The following is a 23384-nucleotide window of genomic DNA, read 5'->3' on the forward strand; positions in this document are numbered from 1 at the left end:
TCAGGGGGTTTCCTGTGCTTCCACCGTGGTGATGCGCAGGTGCGAGAAGCCCAGCTTGCCGGCCGCGTCCATGGCGGTGATCACCGCCTGGTGCGGGGTCTTGCCATCGGCGCTGATGATCAACGGCAGGCTGTTGTCGCCGTCGGACTCCTTCTGCAGCGCCGCCATGAGATTGCTCAGGTTGCTTTCCAGCAGCGCCTTGCCATTGACCGAGTAGGCGCCATCGGCGCCGATCAGCACTTCGACCTGCTTGAGCTCGGTCTGCTCGGGCGGCGTGCCACTGGCTGCCTCGGGCAGGTCGACCTTGAGCTGGGTCTCGCGGGTGAAGGTGGTGGTGACCACGAAGAACAGCAGCAGGATGAATACCACGTCGATCAACGAGGCCAGGTTGATCTCGACGTTCTCCCGCGGTTTGCGCCGGAATTTCACGCCTTGCCCTCACCCAGGTCGACGTCGCGATCACCCTGTACCATTTCCACCAGCTTGATCGCTTCCTGCTCCATGCCGACTACCAGTTCGTCGACACGACGCTGCAGATAGCGGTGGAAGAACAGTGCCGGGATCGCCACCATCAGGCCGGCTGCTGTGGTGATCAGGGCCTTGGAGATACCGCCGGCGAGCATCGGCGCATTGGCCATGCCCGAGCCCATGAAGGAGCTGAAGATCTCGATCATGCCCAGCACGGTGCCGAGCAGGCCGAGCAGCGGCGCGATGCCGGCAATGGTGCCAAGGGCATTGAGGTAGCGTTCCAGCTCGTGGATGACGCGGGCAGCGGCCTCCTCGATGCACTCCTTCATGATCTCGCGACCATGCTTGGAGTTGGCCAGGCCGGCGGCGAGAATCTGCCCCAGCGGCGAGTCCTCACGCAGCTCCTTGAGCTTCTGGTTGTTGAGTTTCTTGTCCTTGATCCAGCGCCATACCTGAGCCAGCAGATTGGCCGGAGTGACGCGGGCGGGCCGCAGGGTCCACAGGCGCTCGGCAACGATGCCGGCAGCAGCGATGGAACAGAGAATGATCGGCAGCATCATCCAGCCGCCAGCTTTGACCAGTTCCCACACGGTAGAGAATCCCCCTCGAAAAAGTCGCGCCACTCTAGCACAGGGTGTAACGCCCGCCGACCGCCGCCGTTCTCATTTTTCCCGCCAGAAACGTGGCTCGCTTCGCAACCCGCGAGGCGCGACCTGTTCGCCCAGACGTAAATGCAGAGCACCGCGCAACGCCGTGTCATGCACCTCGACGCCTGCCGCCTGATAGCGCGCCAACACCTGCGGGTGGGGATGTCCAAAGGCATTGTGGCGGCTGCGGGTGATCAGCACGTGCTGCGCCCCGACCGCATCGATAAAAGCCTGGCTGGATGAGGTGCGACTGCCGTGATGGGGCGCCAGCAGCCACCGCGAGGCCAGGGGAAAGTCGGTCTGCATCAGCGCGCGTTCGGCGCGGACATCGATATCACCGGTCAGCAACAGGCGCTCACCCGCCGCCTCAACCTGCAATACACAAGAACGTTGATTGCCGGATACGGCCTGGTCCCACTGCCACAACCTGAACGTCACGTCGTTCCATTGCCAGCTTTGCCCCGATTCGCAATCCTCAGCGCCAAGCGTCCTAGCCAGACGCTGCGGCTCGCCACTGATGACCCGGGCCACCGGCATGCCGGCCCTGATCGCCGCTGCACCGCCAGCATGATCGTTATCCGCATGGCTGAGCAGCATCAGGTCGAGCCGCCTGAGGTTCATCGCACGCAAGGAAGGCAGGACGATACGTTCACCAGTATCGAAATCGCCGAAGCGCGGCCCCGCGTCGTACAGCAGGCTGTGCTCTCGGGTACGCACCAGCACCGCCAGCCCTTGCCCCACGTCCAGCACCCAGACATCGGCACGACCATCGTCCAGGTGCTGTGTGGGCAACAGCAATGCAGGCAACAACAGCGCGAGGCCAGGCAGACGCAACGGTACGCCAGCAGGCAGCAGGAGCAACAAGGCGCCTGCCGCTGCCAGTAGCCAGGCCCAGAGCGGCAGATTGCTGGGCAGCCAGGCAGGAAGCCAAGCCGCGATCACGCTGAGCAATTCGAATAACAGATACAGCGCACCGCCGGCCAGCCACAACAGGCCCTCCCCAACCACGGGAACGGGTAGCAGCAGAGTGCCCAGCAAGGCCAGGGGTACGACCACCAGCCCCACCCAGGGCACGGCAACCAGATTAGCCAGCGGCCCGCTACTGCTGACCGGCAAACCGAGAATCAGCATCATCGGCAACAGACCAATGGCCATGGTCCACTGCGCACGCGTCAACCCGCGCCACCAACCCCAGACGCCAAGCCGGCCACCGAACACCAACGCGAGAATCGCCACGGCCGAGAACGATAGCCAGAAGCCCGGTTGCAAGGACGCCAATGGCTCGAGTAGCAGCACCACGAGCAGGGCCAGCAACAATGGCCACCAGGCGCCCAGATGACGAAAGCGCATGCGCCAGAGCAGCACCAGCGCAACCATCACGCAGGCCCTGCGCACCGGCACCTCGAAACCAGCCAACATCCCGTAGACCAGAGCCCCACTCAGGGCCAGCGCACAGGCGCAGGGCAACCAGGGCCAGCGCCTTGGCCAGGCGCCGACTCTCGCCAGCAACGCCACCAGTCCGTAAAGAAAGCCGGCCAGCAGGGCGATATGCTGGCCGGAGATGACCATCAGATGCACCGTGCCCGTGTGCTGCAGCAGGCGCCAGTCGCTCGCACTCAGACCGGAGCCATCACCCAGGACCAGAGCGGCAATGGCGCCCTCTCGCTCAAAGGCCGGCACCGCCAGCAGATGCTGACGCAGGCCGTCGCGCCAACTCCCCAAGCCCGTCGCGGCGGATAACCGCTGGCCAGACTTGATCGTGCCCGTAGCGCCAATGCGCTGGGCCAGCAGCCAGGCTTCGTAGTCGAAACTCTGCGGATTGACCAATCCGTGTGGGCGCTTCAGGTTGACCGCCACCCGCCAGCGCTCGCCGCCCTGCACCGGCGGCCCACCATACCAGGCCAGGCGTAACCTTTTCGGCAGCTCGGCACGTCGGGAGTGCGCCTCTTCGAACTGGAAGCGCACCACGCCATCGGACACCTCCGGCAGACCGACCACGCGGCCCTCCAACCACAGGGTGCGGCCATCGAGTTGCGGATCGAGGCGGTCATCCAGTGCCGATTGCGCCGAACTGCAGGCCCAGGCCAGCCCCAACAGAAAGAACCCCAACGGATAGAGGCGCGAGAACAGCAACCCCAGGCCGGCACCGACCGCCACCAGCAACAGCCAGCCCGGCGGCAAACTCGGCAGAAAGCGCAGCATCAATAGCCCCAGGGCCAGCGCCAACATCCCTGTTCGCATGGTTTCTCCTTGCTCATCGAGCTGCGGCGAGCGCGTCCAGCGCTCACCTCTGGTCACAATATGGAAACGCTGGCCAGGCTGAATCCGTGCATAATATCGGCGCTTTTGCCTGCCCAGAGACTCTTCATGCCGCGTCGTTTATTCAAGCGCTACATGCCCACCCCCGACAGCATCAAGGGTAACAAGTCCCTGCGCTTTCTCGGCAAACTCATTCATGATCCCAATCTCTGGCATCTCAATCGCCATTCGGTAGCCCGCGGCATGGCCATCGGCCTGTTCTGGGCGATGATCCCCATGCCCATGCAGATGCTGGCCGCCGCAGCCGTCGCCATCCCGTTGCGCGCCAACCTGCCGATTTCCATCGGCCTGGTGTGGCTGACCAACCCCATCACCATGCCACCGGTTTTCTACTGCACTTACAAACTGGGCGCGTGGATCATGCAGACACCGCCCGTGCGCATGCCGGAGACGCTGAGCCTGGAATGGATCACGGCCGAGGTAGCGGTGCTGTGGAAGCCACTGTACCTGGGTTCCGTCGTCGCGGGGGTCATCCTCGCGATACTGGGCTACGTGCTGACCATGCTCTACTGGCGCTGGTGGGTCCAGCGTAGCTGGCGCAAGCGTCAGGAAAAGCGCCGACTGGAACGCCGCTGAAAAGAAAAAGCCGTCGAAGTCGACGGCTTTTTCGTTCTCACTCGTAGCGTAGCGCCTCGGCCGGCTGCACCTGCGCCGCCCGCCATGACGGGTAGAGCGTGGCGAGGAAACTCAGGATCAATGCCGCCGAACAGATCAACGCCACGTCCAGCCACTGCAGGTCGGACGGCAGGCTGCTGATGAAGTACACATCGGAGCTCATCACCTGCTGCCCGGCGAACGATTCCAGCCAGGCCACCAGGGCGCTGACATTGAGCGCCGCCAGCACACCCAACACCGTACCAATCAGCGTACCGACCAGGCCGATCACCGAGCCTTGGACCATGAAAATCGCCATGATCTGCCGCGGTGTGGCGCCCAGGGTACGCAGGATGGCAATGTCGCCGCCCTTGTCGGCGACCACCATGATCAGCGTGGCGATGATGTTGAATGCTGCCACCGCGACGATCAGCAAGAGCAGCAGACCGATCATGGTCTTCTCCATCTTCATCGCGCTGAACAGACTGCCCTGGGTGTGGGTCCAGTCATCGGCGCGATAACCTGCGCCCAGTTCGGCGACCAGCGCTTTGGATACCTGCGGCGCCTGGTAGAGGTCTTTCAGCGCCAGACGAATACCTGGCACCGTACCTTCCGGCAGACGCTGCATGGCAGCGGCGTCGACGACGTTGATTAGTGCCAGTGAGCTGTCCAGCTCGGCACCGACCTTGAACACCGCCGCCACGTTCAGCCGCTGCATGCGCGGGGTGACGCCACCAGGCGCGCTGCTCAGCTCAGGGATGATCAGCGTCAGCTTGTCGCCCACCTGCAGGCCGAAACGACGCGCGGTGATATCACCGATCACCACGCCGAATTCACCGGGCTGCAGATTGTTCAGGCTGCCCTGACGGATGTGCTCAGGCAGGATCGATACCTTGCCCTCTTCTGCCGGATCGATGCCATGAATCTGGATCGGCTGCATCAGCCCGCGATGCGAAAGCATGCCCTCCAGCTCGGCATAGGGTGCCGCCGCCTGCACCTGCGGATTGGCCATGGCCTTGTCCGCCAGGGCGCGCCAGTCGGCAACCGGCTCGGCGCCGTAGAGCATGGCGTGCGGCACCATGCCGAGAATGCGCGAGCTCATTTCCTTCTGGAAACCGTTCATCACCGACAGCACCACGATCATCGCCAGCACACCGAGCGCCAGGCCGATCATCGAAGTCAGCGAAATGAAGGAGATGAAATGGTTGCGGCGCTTGGCCCGTGTGTAGCGAGCGCCGATAAAGATACTCAGCGGACGAAACATCAGAGGGTCACCAGCTTGCCGTCCTGCAGGCTGAGCACGCGATCCATCTGGCGTGCCAGCTGCATGTCGTGGGTCACCACCAGGAACGCGGTGTTGGAGTCACGGCTGAGTTCGCGCATCAGCTCCTGGATGCCTTCAGCGGTGTGCTGGTCGAGGTTGCCGGTGGGTTCATCGAGCAGCACCAGCCCCGGGCGGTTGACCAGGGCACGGGCAATGGCCACACGCTGACGTTCACCGCCGGACAGTTCTGACGGCTTGTGATTGAGGCGATGGCCAAGCCCGACTCGCTCGAGCAGCTTGGTGGCACGCTCGCGCGCCTCGCTGATCGACGTCTTGCCGATCAACAGCGGCATGCAGACGTTCTCCAGCGCAGTGAACTCGGCCAGCAGGTGGTGGAACTGGTAGACGAAGCCCAGCGCACGGTTGCGCAGCAGACCACGTGCGGTCTCGCTCAGTGCCGACAGTTGTTCGCCAGCCAGCCAGACGCTGCCTTCGCTGGGCGTATCCAGGCCGCCGAGCATGTTCAACAGGGTGCTCTTGCCGGAGCCGGAGCTGCCGACGATGGCCACGCGCTCGCCCGGGAAGAGTTCCAGCTCGAGCCCATCGAGCACCACCACCGACTCGGGGCCTTCGTCGTAACGCTTGCTCAGGTTGCGGCAGCTGAGCACGGCATTGTGCTGTTTCATGGCGTTCTGGTTCATGGACTCACTCATAGCGCAGGGCCTCGGCCGGCTGGGTACGCGCAGCGCGCCAGGCTGGATACAGGGTGGCGAAGAAGCTCAGCAGCAACGCCGCGGTGCAGACCATCACCACGTCGGCGCTCTGCAGTTGCGAAGGCAGGTAATCGATGAAATAGACATCGGCATTGAGAAACTTGATGCCCAGCAGACGTTCGATGCCGGCGATCAGGCTGCTGACGTTCAGCGCTGCGAGAATCCCCAGCACGGCGCCGATGAAGGTGCCGACCACACCGATCACCGTGCCCTGCACCATGAAGATGGCCATGATCTGCCGCGGCGTGGCGCCGAGGGTCCGCAGGATGGCGATGTCGCCCTTCTTGTCGGTCACCACCATCACCAGGGTGGAAATGATGTTGAACGCGGCCACCGCGACGATCAGCAGCAGAAGCAGGCCGATCATGGTCTTCTCCATGCGAATGGCCTGGTACAGGTTGCCGTGGGTGCGGGTCCAGTCGCGGGCGTAGAAATCACCGTCGAGGGTCTGGGCGATCTCCCAGGCGCTGCGCGGCGCCTGGAACAGATCATCGAACTTCAGGCGCAGGCCCTGTACCTGATCCGGCTTCCAGCGCTGCAGGCGCGCCAGATCGCTGATGTTGGCCAGAGCCAGTGCACCGTCGATCTCGCCGGCGCCGACGTGAAAAATGCCGGTGACGGTAAAGCGCTTCAGACGCGGGAACATGCCGGCGGGGGTCACCGTGACCTCGGGCGCGACGAAGGTGACCTTGTCACCCAACTTCAGGCCCAGCTTGGCCGCCGCCTTGTCACCGATGACCATGGCGAAATCACCTGGCTGCAGGCTGTCGAGATTACCCTGCTGGAAGAAACCGTCGATGATCGACACCTTGCGTTCCTGCTCGGGGTCGATGGCATTGATCAGCACCTTCTGCACCTTGCCGTCGTGTGTCAGCAGGCCCTGCATCTGAGTGAAGGGTGCCAGCGCCTCGACGCGCGGATGGCGCTCGACCTGCCGCGCCAATGCCGGCCAGTCGCTGACCGGGGTCGGCGATTCGACCGTGGCGTGAGGAATCATCCCCAGCACCCGAGTGCGCATTTCATGGTCGAAACCATTCATCACCGACAGCACCAGGATCATTACCATCACCCCGAGGGTGAGGCCGAGCATGGACGTCAGGGAAATGAAGGAGACGAAGTGGTTGCGACGCTTGGCCCGCGTGTAGCGCGTACCGATGAATACGAACAGAGGTCTGAACATGTCGGAGAGATTCGGGGGAAAGAAAAAACGTCCTTGTGGCAGGGCCAGGTCAGCAGCCTTACACTCAGAAGCAACTCAAAGTCTGCTGCGTATCGGGCATGCTGCGTTAAAGACACTTGGAAAGCCGCTTATGACCAGCGCGCTTCAGTGTGGCCCCGAAGGGGCGAGCGAAGCGAGCAATGCTCGTTTACCATTCGTAACCGAGGCTTGTTCGGCGACGCTTGCCTGGCACGCATCCAGTTCGCGAGACTTTCAACAGGGTCTTCGACCACCACCGCTTTCATGGGTTCGCCATGTCGACTAACGATGTAGATGATCGCCGCGAATACTATCGTATCGACGATACGATCGCACTGGAATTCAGCCTGCTGTCGGGGGCAGAAGCCCATGCCAGCGACGCGCTTCACGATCCATCGCCGCTGTTCAACCTGCTCAGCGACCTGCACCTGATGGACTTCGAATCCCAGCATCTGCTGCGCCATATCACTGAGCGCGACCGTACCCTGGCCAACTACCTGAAGGTGATCAACAAGCGCATCGACCTGCTTGGCCAGGCCGTGGCGCAGAGCCTGCTGCGCGACATCGGCGCGCCACGCCAGGTATCGCTGTCCGAGGGCGGCATCAGCTTCAATAACGCCCAGGCCGTGGCGCCGGGCAGCCATCTGGCGATCAAGATGGTGCTGATGCCCCAGGCCCTAGGCCTGCTGCTGCGTGGCCAGGTGGTGCACTGCAGCCAACGCGCGGATGGCCAATTCGAGATAGGCACCGAGTTCGAAGCGTTGACCGACGCACAGCGCCAGTTGCTGGCTCGGCATATCCTGCAAAAGCAGGCTTTGGAGCGTCGCCAAGCCCGCGAATGACAGTCGCCAAGGAACCGCCATGTATCGTCTCGCTCTGCTTTTCACCCTGCTCGCCCCTGCTGCTCTACTCGCCGATACCCTGACCATTCCCCTGGGCAGCCAGGGCGCCGATCTCGACGCCAGCAACCTGCCGCACAAAGGCCAGTCCAAGCGTTCGGTACTGGAGCGTTTCGGCCTGGCCGATGAAGAGCACAAGCCCGTCGGCCAGCCACCGATCACACGCTGGGACTACCGCGAATTCAGCGTCTATTTCGAATACGATCACGTGATCAACAGCGTGCGCCATCACCAGCCACGTCACCTCGACACCGCCAAGGAGTAACAGTGACTCTCATCTACGGCCATCGCGGCGCCAAGGGCGAAGCCCCGGAAAATACCCTGGCCAGTTTCCAGCGCTGCCTGGAACACGGCGTCGACCGCTGCGAGCTGGATCTGCATCTGTCGCGCGACGGCGAACTGATGGTGATCCACGACCCGACGCTCAAGCGCACCACCGGCCTGCGCGGCAAGGTGGTCGAGCACGACGCCGCCGAACTGGTGAAGTACGACGCGCGCAAGGGCGGCCCTGGCTGGGTGCGCCCATGCCCCATTCCGCGCCTGGAAGAGTTGTTCCAGCAGTGCAAGTTCGAGCATTGGCAGCTGGAGGTGAAAAGCGCCTCGAAAGTGCGCGCCGCGCGCACCGTGCTGGCCATTGCCGAACTCGTCGAACGCTTCGGTTTGCGTGAGCAGATCACCATCACCTCCAGCTCGCGGGAGGTACTCAAGGCCGCGCGCGAACTGACCCCGCAGTTGCAACTGGGTCTGGTTGCCGAGTACGCCTGGCTCGACCCGCTGAAAGTAGCGGCGCATTACGACTGCCACCTGCTGGCGCTGAACTGGACGCTGTGCACCCCGGAGCGCCTGCTCAAGGCGCAGAAGCAAGGGCTGCACGTGTCGGTATGGACGGTCAATGAGCCGGCGCTGATGCGCCGCCTGGCCGACTTCGGTGTCGACAGCATCATCACCGACTTCCCCGGCATCGCGGTGCAGACGCTGCGCGGCTGAGCCTTAGCGCCCTCTCCCCCGGCCCCTCTCCCGCAAGCGGGAGAGGGGAGCAAGCCAGAGCAGCCCGCGCGTAGCCCGGATGCAATCCGGGAGCTGGACAGAGAGCATTCCCGGATTGCATCCGGGCTACGAACACAACGCCCGAGAACGAAAAAAACCGGCCCAAGAGCCGGTTTTTCGTTGCTGCCGCCTGAGACGCTAGAAGCTCTCCCGATTCGGCCAGCGCCACTCGGAAGCCACTACCCAGCCTGTCTCCCCGACCGGCTCAGGCCGCCGGCCGGAGCCGCTCAAAAAAGCCGGTTGAGGCCGTCGAACGCGGCAACCCGATAGGCCTCGGCCATGGTCGGGTAGTTGAAGGTGGTGTTGATGAAGTACTTGATGCTGTTGGCTTCACCCTTCTGGTTCATGATCGCCTGGCCAATGTGGACGATCTCCGAGGCCTGATAGCCAAAGCAATGCACACCCAGCACTTCCAGGGTTTCACGATGGAAGAGAATCTTCAGCATACCCACTGGTTCCACCGAGATCTGCGCGCGGGCCATACCCTTGAAGAAGGCCTTGCCGACCTCGTAAGGCACCTTGGCCTGAGTCAGCTCACGCTCGGTCTTGCCGATCGAGCTGATCTCCGGAATGGTGTAAATACCGGTCGGCACGTCATCGACGAAGCGCCAGCTGCCGTTGTCGACGATGCTGCCGGCAGCGGAACGCCCCTGGTCGGCAGCGGCGCTGGCCAGGCTCGGCCAGCCGATCACGTCACCGGCGGCGTAGATGTTGCTGACCTCGGTGCGGTAATGCTCGTCGACCTGGATCTGACCACGACTGTTAACCGCGATGCCGATGTTTTCCAGGCCCAGCTGATCGGTATTGCCGGTGCGGCCGTTACACCACAGCAGGGCGTCGGCCTTGATCTTCTTGCCCGACTTCAGGTGCAGGACCACGCCGTTTTCCACACCCTCGATGCGCTCGTACTCTTCGTTGTGACGAATCAGCACGTTGTTGTTGCGCAGGTGGTAGCTCAAGGCGTCGGAGATTTCCGAGTCGAGGAAGCTGAGCAGTTGATCGCGGTTGTCGATCAGGTCGACCAGCACACCCAGGCCACTGAAGATCGAGGCATACTCGCAACCGATCACCCCCGCTCCGTAGATGATCAGACGACGCGGTGTGTGACCCAGGCTGAGAATGGTGTCGCTATCGTAGATACGCGGGTGGCGGAAATCGACATCGGCCGGGCGGTACGGACGCGAACCAGTGGCGATGACGATCTGTTTGGCCACCAGCTTTTCCACCACACCATTGAGGCAGACGACTTCGACCGTCTGCTCGTCAGCGAAGCTGGCGGTGCCGAAATAGGTGTCGATGCGGTTACGCGCGTAGTAACCGGTGCGCGAGGTGACCTGCTTGGCGATCACCTTCTCCGCACTTTTCAGCACGTCGGGGAAGGAGAACCAGCGTGGCTCGCCGATCTGGCGGAACATCGGGTTGGTGTTGAACTGCATGATCTGCCGCACCGAATGGCGCAGCGCCTTGGACGGAATGGTGCCCAGGTGGGTGCAATTGCCGCCGACCAGCGGACGGTTGTCCACCACGGCTACCTTGCGCCCGGCCTTGGCCGCGTTCATCGCCGCGCCCTCGCCCGCCGGGCCGGAGCCCAGCACCACCACATCGTAGTTGTAGACCGCCATGTTTACTCCTTCAGATCAGGCCGGAGCGCTTGTGGCGCACCCTCGGCGGGGCCGGCAGCGGATAATAGCCACCGGCTTTCAAAGCTACCACCCGGCTTAACGCTTGCTCGCGTCGTAAGCCAGGTCGGTATTCGGCGCTTCGCTCTGGTCGCGATTGACCTCCTCGCATTTTTCACGGCTACCGCCGCAAATCGAGCATTCCTTCTCGATACCCAGGTTGGCGATGCCACCGCAGGAACCGGCGATGGGTTTGCGCCCCATGATCACGCCAACGGCCATCATGCCGACGACCAGAATCATGGCCAGAAATACAACCAGAAAAGTCATTGCTCATCTCCTGCAGCGAATAGCTGCTCGAATGCGGTCGTGCCCTGTGTGACGAAGCCCTCGCCCTCACGCGTCACGAAAAACGCCGCGATACCGTTGCGCTCGGCGAAGGCCATGCCGGCATCCGGTCCAAGCACCATCAATAGGGTAGACAAGCCATCGGCGCGCAAGGTCGATGGATCTGCCACCGTCACCGCCGCCAGCTTGTGGTTGACCGGCTTGCCGCTCAGCGGATCGAGCGTATGCGAGTAGCGCTGGCCGTTCTCTTCGAAGTAGTTGCGGTAGTCACCTGAGGTGGAGATCCCGTAACCATCGAGCTGCAGAATGCGTTGGGCCACCCGCTGATCGTCGCGCGGGGCTTCCAGACCGATGCGCCAGTGGCTGCCATCGGGCTTGAAGCCGGCCGCCTTGAGCTCACCGGTGGCCTCGACCAGATAACTGGTGACCCCCAACTCGCCCAGACGCTCGACGATCAGATCGACGGCATAACCGGCCGCGATGCTGTTGAAGTCGACCTGAACATCGGCATCCTTGCACAGCTGCTCGCCGTCGATCTTCAGGTGCTGCTGACCGACCCGCTGACGCACTTCGGCCAGACGCTCGGCATCCGGCACCGCCTCGCCCTGCCCTTTGGGCCCGAAACCCCAGAGGTCGAGCAAGGGTTCAAGCGTCAGGTCGAAATAACCCTGACTCTCCTGGTGCAGACGATCGCCGGCACGCACCAGATCCAGCACGCCCTTGGGCATGGCCTGGCAGGTACCCGCTGGCGCACGGTTGAATTGCTCGATTAGCGAATCATCGCGATAGGTGGACATCTGCAGATCGATCTCGGCGAGGATCGCCTCGGTCGCCGCCTTGAGTTCGGCTTGCGGCGCGACACCTTCACTGCGGACGTATTTGATCGAATAGGTGCTGCCCATGGTCGGGCCACCGAACTCTTCGATCCGTTCAGAATGCAAGCAGCCCGTTAGGGCTGCCGCCAGGGCGACAGCGATAACGGGCTGGAGTACAGCAGACCTCATGCGTTAGCCGCCGAAGTCGTCGAGGAGGATGTTCTCCGGCTCGACACCCAGGTCGGTCAGCATCTTGATCACCGCGGCGTTCATCATGGGTGGGCCGCACATGTAGAACTCGCAATCTTCCGGAGCCGGGTGGTCCTTCAGGTAGTTCTCGTACAGCACGTTGTGGATGAAGCCTTTGAGGCCGTTCCAGTTGTCTTCCGGCTGTGGGTCGGACAACGCCAGGTGCCACTGGAAGTTCGGGTTTTCCGCGGCCAGCTGATCGTACTCTTCGTTGTAGAACGACTCGCGCATGGAACGCGCGCCATACCAGAAGCTGATCTTGCGCTTGGACTTCAGGCGCTTGAGCTGGTCGAAGATGTGCGAACGCATCGGCGCCATGCCGGCACCACCACCGATGAAGACCATCTCGGCGTCGGTGTCCTTGGCGAAGAACTCACCGAAGGGCCCGTACACGGTGATCTTGTCGCCCGGCTTGAGGCTGAACACGTAGGACGACATCTTGCCCGGCGGCAGATCGTCCTTGCCGGGGGGCGGCGAGGCGATACGGATGTTGAACTTCACCAGACCGCGCTCTTCCGGGTAGTTGGCCATGGAATAGGCACGGATCACGGTCTCGTCGACCTTGGACACGTACTTCCACTGGTTGAACTTGTCCCAGTCGCCGCGATACTCCTCCTGGATGTCGAAGTCCTTGTAGTACACGGTGTGTGGCGGGCATTCCAGCTGCACATAACCACCGGCGCGGAAGTCGACGTTTTCACCTTCCGGCAGCTTCAGCGTCAGCTCCTTGATGAAGGTGGCGACGTTGGGGTTGGACTCCACCGTGCATTCCCACTTCTTCACGCCGAAGACTTCTTCTGGCACTTCGATCTTCATGTCCTGCTTGACCGCGGCCTGGCAGGACAGGCGCCAGCCTTCGCGGGCCTCACGCTTGGTGAAGTGCGACTCTTCGGTGGAGAGCATCTCGCCACCGCCAGACTCGATGATGCACTTGCACTGGGCGCAGGTACCGCCGCCACCGCAAGCGGACGACAGGAAGATGCCGTTGTCGGCCAGGGTTTGCAGCAGCTTGCCGCCAGCCGGGACCACGATGGTTTTTTCGCCGTTGATTTCGATGTTCACGTCGCCGCTGGAAACCAGCTTGGCGCGAGCAGCGAGAATGATCAGCACCAACGCGAGAACGATGGCGGTGAACATGCCGATGGCGAGGAAGATTTCGTAATTCATCTGTTCATCCTTTCCTTACAGCTGCACGCCGGAGAAGGACATGAAGCCCAGCGACATCAGACCGATGGTGATGAAGGTGATGCCCAGACCCTGCAGACCAGCCGGTACATCGCTGTACTTGAGCTTCTCGCGGATACCAGCCAGCGCAGCAATCGCCAACGCCCAGGACACGCCAGCGCCGATGCCGTAGACGGTGCTTTCGGCCAGGTTGTAGTCGCGCTCGACCATGAACAGCGAGCCACCCATGATGGCGCAGTTCACGGTAATCAGCGGCAGGAACACACCGAGGGCGTTGTACAGCGACGGCACGTACTTATCCAGAGTCATCTCGAGGATCTGTACCAGTGCAGCGATCACCCCGATGAAGGTCAGCAGACCGAGGAACGACAGATCTACCTCAGGCAGGCCGGCCCAGGCCAGCGCACCATCCTTGAGGATATTGGTGTAGATCAGGTTGTTCACCGGCATGGTGATACCCAGCACCACGACCACGGCGATGCCGAGGCCGATGGCGGTTTCCACCTTCTTGGAGATGGCGATGAAGGTACACATGCCGAGGAAGAACGCCAGCGCCATGTTCTCGACGAACACCGCACGGACGAACAGGCTGATGTAATGTTCCATTAATAGGCCTCCTTGCTGGATACCTGAGGCGCCATCTTGTAAGCGTTGGCCTCGATCTGATCCTTCTTCCAGCTACGGATGGCCCAGATGAACAGACCGATCAGGAAGAATGCCGATGGCGGCAGCAGCAGCATGCCGTTGGGCTGGTACCAGCCGCCGTCATTGACCACCGAGAAGATCTCGTAACCCATCAGTTTGCCCGCGCCGAACAGCTCGCGAATGATGCCCAGGGCAACCAGCATGGCGCTGTAGCCCAGGCCGTTACCGATACCGTCGAAGAACGACAGCACCGGCGGGTTCTGCATGGCGAAGGCTTCGGCGCGACCCATCACGATGCAGTTGGTGATGATCAGACCGACGAACACCGACAGCTGTTTGGACAGACTGAAGGCGTAGGCCTTGAGCACCTGATCGACCACGATCACCAGCGAGGCGATGATCACCATCTGCACGATCATGCGGATCGAGCTGGGGATCTGGCTGCGGATCATAGAGATGAACAGGTTGGAGAAACCGGTCACCAGGGTCAGCGCGGCAGACATCACCAGTGCGGTCTGCAGGTTCGAGGTGACCGCCAGGGCCGAACAGATCCCGAGGATCTGCAGGCCAATGGGGTTGTTGTTGAAGACCGGGTTGAGCAGGACTTCTTTAATAGTCGGCTGCGACATGATCAAGCCTCCCCTGCACGCAGGTTAGCGATAAACGGACCGAAGCCGTTCTGGCCAAGCCAGAACTTCAGCAGGTTGTCCACACCGACACTGGTCAGAGTGGCGCCGGCCAGGCCATCGACCTGGTGGGTAGCGTTCGGGCTTTGCGGATCTACGCCGCCCTTGACCACCTGTACGGCCAACTTGTCGTTGTCGTCGAACAGGGTCTTGCCTGGCCACTGGCCCTTCCATTTCGGGTTGTCCACCTCGCCGCCGAGACCAGGAGTCTCGCCGTGCTGGTAGAAGCCCATGCCAACCACGGTATTGAGATCACCCTTGACCGCGATAAAGCCGTGCAGGGTCGACCACAGGCCGTAGCCGCGCACCGGCAGGATCAGGGTTTCGACTTCACCGTCCTTTTCCACCATGTAAACGGTGGTGTAACGCTCCTGGCGCTTGATACCGGCGATATCCTCACTGCCCTTGAGCGCGCTGGAGGTCTTCGGATCCTTGGCTGCCTTGAGTGGGTCGAAGGTGATGGGGTCGAAGGCATCGGAGAACTTGCCACTCTCCAGATCCACCAGCTTGGCGGTGATGGTGCTGTCGAACAGCTCCTTGACCTTGGCGCCGGACATGCCCGCCTCACCCAGGCCGGCAATGGCCAGGATGCTGCGTTGCTTGTCCAGCAGGCGGTTTTCAACCTGAGTCGGCTTCAGTGCAATGGCTGCGCCGGCGACGAACACCGAGCACACCAGACACACCAGCACGGCCACCGTCAGCGTGCGGACGGTGGATTCTTTTTGACTAGACATTGCGTGCCAGCCTCCGCTTGATATTGGCTTGAACGACGAAGTGGTCGATCAGCGGTGCAAACAGGTTGGCGAACAGAATCGCCAGCATCATGCCCTCGGGGAAGGCCGGGTTGACCACACGGATCAGCACCACCATCACACCGATCAGAGCACCAAAGATCCATTTGCCGGTGTTGGTCATCGACGCCGACACCGGGTCGGTGGCCATGAAGAACATGCCGAAGGCAAAGCCGCCCACTACCAGATGCCAGTACCAGGGCATGGCGAACATCGGGTTGGTGGTGGAACCGATCAGGTTAAGCAGCAGGCTCAGGCCGATCATGCCCAGCATCACGCCGACGACGATGCGCCAGGAGGCGATCTTGGTGATCAGCAGGACCAGGCCGCCGATGGCAATCGCCAGGGTGCTGGTCTCGCCGAGCGAGCCGTGAATGGTGCCGACGAAGGCGTCCATCCAGGTGATGCCGTTGTTGATCACGTTCTCGATGCCGCCGGAGGCTGCCAGGCTTAGCGAAGTGGCGCCGGCAAAACCATCGACCGCCGTCCAGACCGCATCACCGGACATCTGCGCCGGATAGGCGAAGAACAGGAAGGCACGGCCGGTCAGTGCCGGGTTGAGGAAGTTCTTGCCGGTACCACCGAACACTTCCTTGCCGATCACCACACCGAAGCTGATGCCCAGAGCGACCTGCCACAGCGGAATGCTCGGCGGCAGGATCAGGGCGAACAGCACGGACGTGACGAAGAAGCCTTCGTTGACTTCATGCTTGCGGATCGAAGCGAACAGCACTTCCCAGAAGCCGCCGACGATGAAGGTCACCGCGTAGACGGGCAGAAAGTAGGCGGCGCCCTGGATGAAGTTGTCCCACAGGCTGTTCGGATCGAAACCGGCCAGCGAGCCGATCAGGGCGAAACGCCAGCCTTCCTGGCTCGCCAGCAGCTCGGGGCTCTGAGCGAAGATCAGGTTGGCCTGGTAGCCGGTGTTCCACATGCCGAAGAACATCGCCGGGAAGGTGCACAGCCACACGGTGATCATCATGCGCTTGAGGTCGATGCCGTCGCGCACGTGAGCGGTGGTCTTGGTCACGCTGCCAGGACGATAGAAGAAGGTGTCGATGGCCTCGTAGAGGGCATACCACTTCTCGTACTTGCCGCCCTTTTCGAAGTTGTGCTCGATCTTGTCGAGGAATGCACGAATGCCCACGGATTAACCCTCCTTCTCGATGCGGGTGAGGTTGTCCCGCAGGATCGGGCCATATTCATACTTGCCGGCGCACACATAGGTGCACAGAGCCAGGTCTTCTTCGTCGAGTTCCAGGCAACCCAGTTTCTGAGCCATCTCGGTGTCGCCAACGATCAGATAGCGCAGCAGTTGAGTCGGCAGGATATCCAGCGGCATCACGGCTTCGTAGTTGCCCACCGGCACCATGGCGCGCGGGCTGCCGTTGGTGGTAGTGGTGAAGTTGAACAGCTTGGCACCGGCCAGCTTGGAGACGAAGATGTTCAATACCGAGTGCTTGTTAACGCCGGCACGCAGGTAATGCATCATCTCGCGGTCGTTGCCTTCCACCAGGCAAGACACCTGGTTGTGGTAACGGCCGAGGAAGGCGAAGGCACCTTGAGCGGTACGACCGCCGAACACCGAGCCGGAAATCACACGATTGAAACCTGGCTTGAGCTCACCGGCGGTGAGTTCTTCCAGGTTGGCGCCCAGACGCGTGCGCAGCAGACGCGGCTGCTCGGCGACCGGACCGCCCAGCGCAACCACACGCTCGACGAACAGCTGGCCGGTGGTGAACAGTTTGCCCACCGCGATCACGTCCTGATAACCGATTTGCCAGACACTCTTGCTGGTGCTGACCGGGTCGAGGAAATGAATGTGAGTGCCTGGCAGCCCCGCCGGGTGCGGGCCGGCAAAGGCTTCGCTTTGCACCTTGGCAACATGCTCGCCCGGCAGGCTGACACCCTCGGCCTTGCACAGGAAGATCTTGGCCAGGTTACCGAGAACCTTCAGGCCGTTTTCGAAGTCAGCGGCATGTTCACCGATGATCACCGCAGGATCGGCGGCAAGCGGGTGGGTATCGACTGCAGTCACGAAAATCGAGCTGGGTACGGCATCCAGCGCCGGCACCTTGCTGAACGGACGGGTGCGCAGCGCAGTCCAAAGACCGGACTGCTGCAGGTTCTCGCGAACCTGCTCGTCGCTCAGTGAGTCGAGTTGGTCGGCAGCATACTGGCTGAAGGTTTCCTGCTCGTCGCCTTCGATGTCGATGACAACGGACTGCAGGACACGCTTCTCACCACGATGGATGGCGCTGATCACGCCAGCCGCAGGGGCGGTATAGCGCACGCCGGGTGTCTTCTTGTCGGTAAACAGCAATTGACCGAGTTTGACCCGGTCACCGACCTGCACTTCCATCGTCGGCTTCATCCCGTGATAGTCGAAGCCGATGACGGCGACACTGCGTACGGGCCTGGCGGCCTCGATACGCTGTGCCGGCGCACCCGTTATGGGCAAATCAAGCCCATGCTTTAGTTTGATCATAGGTTTGCCTAACCACTGATTTAGAAAGCTTTTTATAGGACAGGCGGCGCTACCGAAGGTCTAATAGACCCGACCACGCCGATACGATATGGGCGTGGAGGAAGGCGCCAAACCTGGGTAAAAAATCCGCTTGATTATAAAGACGCCCCCCGGCACTGACCACCCAAGCGCTTGCTTTTTTTGGCCTTTCGGTAACAGGGCGCAACAAACTCGATGCTGCCCGAGATCAACTCGACAACCTCGCCAGGCCAGATTCCGGGCATAAAAAAACGGGAGCCGAAGCTCCCGTTTTTTTTGCAACCTTGACGCTTAACGCGGGAAGGCCGGCGGGTTGACCCCAGCCATGTCTTCCATCACGCGCACCACCTGGCAGCTGTAACCAAACTCGTTGTCGTACCAGACGTACAGCACAACGCGGTTATCGTTGGCGATGGTGGCTTCGGCATCCACCACGCCGGCATGGCGCGAACCGACGAAGTCGGTCGATACCACTTCCTGCGAGCTGACGAAGTCGATCTGCTTCTGCAGATCCGAGTGCATGGCCATCTGGCGCAGGTACTCGTTGATCTCTTCGCGAGTGGTGGCCTTCTCCAGGTTCAGATTGAGGATGGCCATGGACACGTTCGGCGTCGGCACACGAATGGCGTTGCCGGTCAGCTTGCCTTTCAGAACCGGCAGCGCCTTGGCCGCAGCGGTAGCAGCGCCGGTTTCGGTGATGACCATGTTCAGCGCGGCGCTACGACCACGACGACTGCCTTTGTGGAAGTTGTCGATCAGGTTCTGGTCGTTGGTGTACGAGTGAACGGTCTCGACGTGACCGTTGACGATGCCGTACTGATCATTGACCGCCTTGAGCACCGGCACGATGGCGTTGGTGGTGCAGGAAGCCGCGGAGATGATCTTGTCCTCAGCGGTGATTTCGCTGTGGTTGATGCCGTGCACGATGTTCTTCAGCGCGCCCTTGCCAGGTGCGGTGAGAACGACGCGATCGACGCCCGGGCAGGCCAGGTGCTGACCCAAGCCCTCGGCATCACGCCACACACCAGTGTTGTCCACCAACAGTGCGTTCTTGATGCCGTACTGGGTGTAGTCGACTTCCTTCGGGTCCTTGGCATAGATCACCTGGATCAGGTTGCCGTTGGCCGTCAGGGTGTTGTTCTCTTCATCGATGGTGATGGTGCCGTTGAACTTGCCGTGTACCGAGTCACGACGCAGCAGGCTGGCACGCTTGACCAGATCGTTGCTGGCACCCTTACGCACAACAATGGCACGCAGGCGCAGGCCGTCGCCACCACCGGTCTTCTCGATCAGGATGCGCGCCAGCAGGCGGCCGATACGACCAAAGCCGTAGAGGACCACATCGGTGCCTTCACGACCGGAACCGTTCTGCTTGCCGACCACCTCGGCCAGCTCGTCCTTGACGAACTGCTCGACGCTGCGACCAGCGCCTTCGGCCTTGAACTTGGCAACCAGCTTGCCCAGGTCCACGGAGGCGGCGCCCAGCTTGAGCTCGCTCATGGCCTTGAGCATGGGGAAGGTGTCGTGCACCGACAGTTCAGCCTCATCGGCAAGGCGATGGCGAGCGAAACGGTGAGCCTTGAGGATGTCGATGACCGAACGGTTGATCAGGCCACGGCCATAGATCGAGGTCACCACATTGTTGTTGCGATAGAGCTGACCAATCAGCGGAATCATCGCTTCCGCGAGGGCTTCACGATCGATCCATTCACCGAGACACTGGTCGGGCTTCTGAGTCACGGGCAGTACCTTCCACATGTAGGGGCTGAAAAAAGGGGCTACATTATGACGGCGCGCGCGGGCATGAGCAATGCGCGCCTGTCGCGACTGACATTGACCACCAAGCCCCGCTACAATTCCCGGCCTTTCGTCACGACCGTGAGCCGCCCGTGTCCGTACTGCGTCTTCCGTCTCTACCGGCCAGCGCCGGCAAACAACAGTGGGGTAACCTGCCCGGCGCCGCGCTGTCTCTAACTATCGCCGAAGCGGCCAGCAATGCCGGACGCTTCACGCTGGTACTCACCGAAGGCAGCCAGAGCGCCGAGCGGCTGCAGGAAGAACTGGTGTTCTTCGCCCCCGACCTGCCAGTGCTGCACTTTCCCGACTGGGAAACCCTGCCCTACGATGTCTTCTCGCCGCACCAGGACATCATCTCGCAACGCATCGCAGCACTCTATCGCCTGCCGCAGCTGAGCCGCGGCATCCTCGTAGTGCCGATCACCACCGCCCTACACCGCCTGGCGCCGAAGCGCTTTCTGCTGTGTGGCAGCCTGGTGCTGGATGTAGGCCAGAAACTCGATGTGGAGCAGATGCGCGGCCGCTTGGAGGCCGCCGGCTACCGCTGCGTCGACACCGTTTACGAACACGGCGAGTTCGCCGTGCGCGGCGCATTGATCGATCTGTTCCCGATGGGCAGTGACACGCCCTACCGCATCGACCTGTTCGACGACGAAATCGAAACCCTGCGCACCTTCGACCCCGAGACCCAGCGCTCGGTGGACAAGGTCGAGTCGATCCGTCTGTTGCCGGCGCGTGAATTTCCGTTGGAAAAGAAAGCTGTCACCGATTTCCGCGGGCGTTTCCGCGAGCGCTTCGACGTGGATTTCCGTCGCTGCCCGATCTATCAGGACCTTTCCACCGGCATCACCCCCGCCGGCATCGAGTACTACCTGCCGCTGTTCTTCGAAGAGACAGACACCCTGTTCGACTACCTGCCAGGCGACACCCAGGTATTTTCCCTGCCCGGCATCGAAAAGGCTGCCGAGCATTTCTGGACAGATGCGCGGAGCCGCTATGAGGACCGCCGAGTCGACCCGGAGCGCCCGCTACTGCCACCTGCCGACATTTTCCTGCCGGTCGAGGACTGCTTCGCCCGCCTGAAGAGCTGGCCGCGCGTAGTGGTCAATCAGGACGATATCGAGCCCGGCGTCGGCCAGACCCGTTTTGACGCACGCGCCCTGCCCGACCTGGCGATTCAGGCCAAGGCCGGCGAGCCGCTGGCGGCGTTGCGCCGCTTTATCGAAGAATATCCAGGCCGCGTGCTGTTCTGCGCCGAATCAGCCGGTCGCCGCGAAGTGCTGCTGGAACTGCTCGCCCGCCTCAAGCTCAAACCCCGGGAAGTCGAGGGCTGGCCGGCCTTCGTCGCCAGCCCTGAACGCCTCAACATCTGCATCGCACCACTGGATGAAGGCCTGCTGCTCGACGACCTGGCACTGATCGCCGAAAGCCCGCTGTTCGGCCAGCGCGTGATGCAGCGTCGCCGCCGCGAAAAAGGCCGAGAAGGCGGCGACAACGTGATCAAGAACCTCACCGAGCTGCGCGAAGGCGCGCCGGTGGTACATATCGATCACGGCGTCGGCCGCTACCTGGGCCTGGTGACCATGGAGTTCGATGGCCAGGCCGCCGAATTCCTCGCCCTGCAGTATGCCGACGAAGCCAAGCTCTACGTACCCGTGGCCAGCCTGCATCTGATCGCCCGCTACACCGGCAGTGACGATGCCCTGGCGCCGCTGCATCGCCTCGGCTCGGAGGTCTGGCAGAAGGCCAAGCGCAAGGCGGCCGAACAGGTGCGCGATGTTGCCGCCGAGTTGCTCGACATCTACGCCCGCCGCGCCGCTCGCGAAGGCTTCGCCTTCCAGGACCCGGCACTGGACTACGCCACCTTCAGCGCTGGTTTCCCCTTCGAGGAAACCCCGGACCAACAGGCCGCCATCGATGCCGTGCGCGCCGACATGCTGGCCGGCAAGCCGATGGATCGCCTGGTCTGCGGCGACGTCGGCTTCGGCAAGACCGAGGTGGCCATGCGCGCCGCCTTCATCGCCGCGCACAGCGGCAAGCAGGTCGCCGTGCTGGTGCCCACCACCCTGCTCGCCCAGCAGCACTACAACAGCTTCCGCGACCGCTTCGCCGACTGGCCGGTGAAGGTCGAGGTGATGAGCCGCTTCAAGAGCGCCAGGGAAGTCGGCGAGGCCGTGCAGCAACTGGCCGAAGGCAAGGTGGATATCGTCATCGGCACGCACAAGCTGCTGCAGGACGACGTCAAGTTCCACAACCTCGGTCTGGCCATCATCGACGAGGAACACCGCTTCGGCGTGCGCCAGAAGGAACAGCTCAAGGCCCTGCGCAGCGAGGTCGACATCCTCACCCTGACTGCCACGCCAATCCCGCGCACGCTGAACATGGCCGTGGCCGGCATGCGCGACCTGTCGATCATCGCCACGCCACCAGCGCGGCGTCTGTCGGTGCGCACCTTCGTCATGGAAAGCAACAAGCCGACCATCAAGGAAGCGCTGCTGCGCGAGCTGCTGCGCGGTGGCCAGGTCTACTACCTGCACAACGATGTAAAGACCATCGAGAAATGCGCCAGTGAGCTGGCCGAGCTGGTGCCCGAAGCGCGTATCGGCATCGGTCACGGGCAGATGCGCGAACGCGATCTCGAGCAGGTGATGAGCGACTTCTACCACAAGCGCTTCAACGTGCTGGTGGCCTCGACCATCATCGAGACCGGTATCGACGTGCCTAGCGCCAACACCATCATCATCGACCGCGCCGACAAGTTTGGCCTGGCCCAGCTGCACCAGTTGCGCGGCCGTGTCGGTCGTAGCCACCACCAGGCCTACGCCTACCTGCTGACGCCACCGCGCAAGCAGATGACCCCGGATGCGGAAAAACGCCTGGAGGCCATCGCGGGCGCTCAGGACCTCGGCGCCGGCTTCGTCCTCGCCACCCATGACCTGGAAATCCGCGGCGCTGGCGAACTGCTTGGCGACGGCCAGAGCGGGCAGATTCAAGCGGTCGGCTTCACCCTCTACATGGAAATGCTCGAACGCGCGGTCAAGGCTATCCAGAAAGGCGAGCAGCCGAACCTCGACCAGCCATTGGGCGGCGGCCCGGAGATCAACCTGCGTGTACCGGCGCTGATCCCCGAGGACTACCTGCCCGACGTGCACAGCCGCCTGATCCTCTACAAACGCATCGCCAATGCCAGCGACGAGGACGGTCTGAAGGAGCTTCAGGTAGAGATGATCGACCGTTTCGGCCTGCTGCCGGAGCCGACCAAGAACCTCATGCGCCTGACCCTGCTCAAGCTGCAGGCCGACAAGCTCGGCATCAGCAAGGTCGACGCCGGCCCGCAGGGTGGACGAATCGAGTTCGCCGCGGAAACCTGCGTCGACCCGCTGACCCTGATCAAACTGATCCAGGCTCAGCCAAAACGCTACAAGTTCGAAGGCGCCACCGTCTTCAAGATCCAGGTGCCGATGGAGCGCGCGGAAGAACGCTTCAACACCCTGGAAGCCCTGCTCGAGCGCCTCGCGCCCACCACCTGAAGGA

21 protein-coding genes are annotated in these 23384 nt (G+C 62.2%); 5 read left to right on the top strand and 16 right to left on the bottom strand.

Going from position 1 to position 23384, the window contains the following annotated elements; translation table 11 throughout:
• The 3 genes from BLS08_RS20430 to BLS08_RS20440 form a co-directional block, all read right to left on the bottom strand.
• Positions 1-429 (bottom strand): ExbD/TolR family protein, encoded by a 429-nt coding sequence (locus BLS08_RS20430; RefSeq protein WP_059391803.1) that lies wholly within the window; start codon positions 427-429, stop codon positions 1-3.
• On the bottom strand, positions 426-1058 hold the full coding sequence (locus BLS08_RS20435) for a MotA/TolQ/ExbB proton channel family protein (protein ID WP_017677620.1): 633 nt from the start codon (positions 1056-1058) through the stop codon (positions 426-428). The genes BLS08_RS20430 and BLS08_RS20435 overlap by 4 nt, the downstream gene beginning before the upstream one ends.
• Before the next feature lie 72 nt (positions 1059-1130).
• Entirely contained in the window at positions 1131-3356 is a 2226-nt protein-coding gene (locus BLS08_RS20440; protein ID WP_231976574.1) for a DNA internalization-related competence protein ComEC/Rec2, read from the bottom strand.
• Between the two features lie 126 nt (positions 3357-3482).
• On the opposite strand from BLS08_RS20440, the gene BLS08_RS20445 reads away from it, so the two are divergent.
• The gene (locus BLS08_RS20445) at positions 3483-4010 is read left to right on the top strand and encodes a DUF2062 domain-containing protein (RefSeq protein ID WP_059391805.1); all 528 of its coding nucleotides are present in this window, start codon (positions 3483-3485) and stop codon (positions 4008-4010) included.
• Positions 4011-4047: 37 nt separating this feature from the next.
• Here BLS08_RS20445 and BLS08_RS20450 read toward each other — a convergent pair whose 3' ends face one another.
• Genes BLS08_RS20450 through BLS08_RS20460 form a run of 3 tightly spaced genes read right to left on the bottom strand, consistent with a single transcriptional unit; the run spans position 4048 to position 7245 of the window.
• The gene (locus tag BLS08_RS20450) at positions 4048-5292 is read right to left on the bottom strand and encodes a lipoprotein-releasing ABC transporter permease subunit (protein ID WP_090337336.1); all 1245 of its coding nucleotides are present in this window, start codon (positions 5290-5292) and stop codon (positions 4048-4050) included.
• Positions 5292-5993, bottom strand: coding sequence for a lipoprotein-releasing ABC transporter ATP-binding protein LolD (gene lolD / locus BLS08_RS20455; RefSeq protein ID WP_017677624.1), 702 nt, complete (start codon positions 5991-5993; stop codon positions 5292-5294). Before lolD ends, BLS08_RS20450 begins: the two co-directional genes overlap by 1 nt.
• A 4-nt stretch (positions 5994-5997) precedes the next feature.
• The gene (locus BLS08_RS20460; RefSeq protein WP_017677625.1) at positions 5998-7245 is read right to left on the bottom strand and encodes a lipoprotein-releasing ABC transporter permease subunit; all 1248 of its coding nucleotides are present in this window, start codon (positions 7243-7245) and stop codon (positions 5998-6000) included.
• A 293-nt stretch (positions 7246-7538) separates the two neighbouring features.
• Here BLS08_RS20460 and BLS08_RS20465 point away from each other — a divergent pair, with 293 nt between their 5' ends.
• The 3 genes from BLS08_RS20465 to BLS08_RS20475 are packed head-to-tail and all read left to right on the top strand — an operon-like array spanning position 7539 to position 9149.
• Complete coding sequence (locus BLS08_RS20465) at positions 7539-8105, top strand: PilZ domain-containing protein (protein WP_021488566.1); 567 nt, start codon at positions 7539-7541, stop codon at positions 8103-8105.
• A gap of 19 nt (positions 8106-8124) precedes the next feature.
• Entirely contained in the window at positions 8125-8427 is a 303-nt protein-coding gene (locus tag BLS08_RS20470) for a hypothetical protein (RefSeq protein WP_059391807.1), read from the top strand.
• A gap of 2 nt (positions 8428-8429) precedes the next feature.
• Positions 8430-9149, top strand: coding sequence for a glycerophosphodiester phosphodiesterase (locus BLS08_RS20475; protein WP_021488564.1), 720 nt, complete (start codon positions 8430-8432; stop codon positions 9147-9149).
• Positions 9150-9436: 287 nt separating this feature from the next.
• Here the strand turns inward: BLS08_RS20475 and sthA are convergent, their stop codons facing one another.
• The 10 genes from sthA to BLS08_RS20525 all read right to left on the bottom strand — a co-directional run bounded on the left by sthA (position 9437) and on the right by BLS08_RS20525 (position 19811).
• Positions 9437-10831 carry a Si-specific NAD(P)(+) transhydrogenase gene (sthA, locus tag BLS08_RS20480; protein WP_017677629.1) on the bottom strand — a complete coding sequence of 465 codons (1395 nt, stop codon included), beginning with the start codon at positions 10829-10831 and terminating at the stop codon, positions 9437-9439.
• A gap of 96 nt (positions 10832-10927) precedes the next feature.
• Positions 10928-11158: a (Na+)-NQR maturation NqrM gene (nqrM, locus tag BLS08_RS20485; RefSeq protein ID WP_021488563.1), complete on the bottom strand. Its 231-nt coding sequence runs from the start codon at positions 11156-11158 to the stop codon at positions 10928-10930.
• Entirely contained in the window at positions 11155-12078 is a 924-nt protein-coding gene (locus BLS08_RS20490; RefSeq protein ID WP_090337337.1) for an FAD:protein FMN transferase, read from the bottom strand. The genes nqrM and BLS08_RS20490 overlap by 4 nt, the downstream gene beginning before the upstream one ends.
• Positions 12079-12183: 105 nt before the next feature.
• A complete protein-coding gene (gene nqrF / locus BLS08_RS20495) occupies positions 12184-13407 on the bottom strand; it encodes an NADH:ubiquinone reductase (Na(+)-transporting) subunit F (protein ID WP_064495905.1) in 1224 nt (407 codons plus the stop codon).
• A 15-nt stretch (positions 13408-13422) separates the two neighbouring features.
• Entirely contained in the window at positions 13423-14031 is a 609-nt protein-coding gene (gene nqrE / locus BLS08_RS20500) for an NADH:ubiquinone reductase (Na(+)-transporting) subunit E (RefSeq protein WP_017677633.1), read from the bottom strand.
• Positions 14031-14705 (bottom strand): NADH:ubiquinone reductase (Na(+)-transporting) subunit D, encoded by a 675-nt coding sequence (locus BLS08_RS20505; RefSeq protein ID WP_169886855.1) that lies wholly within the window; start codon positions 14703-14705, stop codon positions 14031-14033. Before BLS08_RS20505 ends, nqrE begins: the two co-directional genes overlap by 1 nt.
• A complete protein-coding gene (locus BLS08_RS20510) occupies positions 14702-15490 on the bottom strand; it encodes a Na(+)-translocating NADH-quinone reductase subunit C (RefSeq protein WP_026088633.1) in 789 nt (262 codons plus the stop codon). The genes BLS08_RS20505 and BLS08_RS20510 overlap by 4 nt, the downstream gene beginning before the upstream one ends.
• Positions 15483-16694 (bottom strand): NADH:ubiquinone reductase (Na(+)-transporting) subunit B, encoded by a 1212-nt coding sequence (locus tag BLS08_RS20515; protein WP_059391810.1) that lies wholly within the window; start codon positions 16692-16694, stop codon positions 15483-15485. Before BLS08_RS20515 ends, BLS08_RS20510 begins: the two co-directional genes overlap by 8 nt.
• 3 nt (positions 16695-16697) lie before the next feature.
• Positions 16698-18035, bottom strand: coding sequence for a Na(+)-translocating NADH-quinone reductase subunit A (locus BLS08_RS20520; protein WP_026088634.1), 1338 nt, complete (start codon positions 18033-18035; stop codon positions 16698-16700).
• A 309-nt stretch (positions 18036-18344) separates the two neighbouring features.
• Complete coding sequence (locus BLS08_RS20525; protein ID WP_017677638.1) at positions 18345-19811, bottom strand: glyceraldehyde-3-phosphate dehydrogenase; 1467 nt, start codon at positions 19809-19811, stop codon at positions 18345-18347.
• Positions 19812-19942: 131 nt separating this feature from the next.
• On the opposite strand from BLS08_RS20525, the gene mfd reads away from it, so the two are divergent.
• A complete protein-coding gene (gene mfd / locus BLS08_RS20530; RefSeq protein ID WP_090337341.1) occupies positions 19943-23380 on the top strand; it encodes a transcription-repair coupling factor in 3438 nt (1145 codons plus the stop codon).
• The last annotated feature ends 4 nt before the right edge of the window (positions 23381-23384 follow it).

The sequence above is a fragment of the Ectopseudomonas chengduensis genome, assembly GCF_900102635.1.
Classification (GTDB): domain Bacteria; phylum Pseudomonadota; class Gammaproteobacteria; order Pseudomonadales; family Pseudomonadaceae; genus Aquipseudomonas; species Aquipseudomonas chengduensis.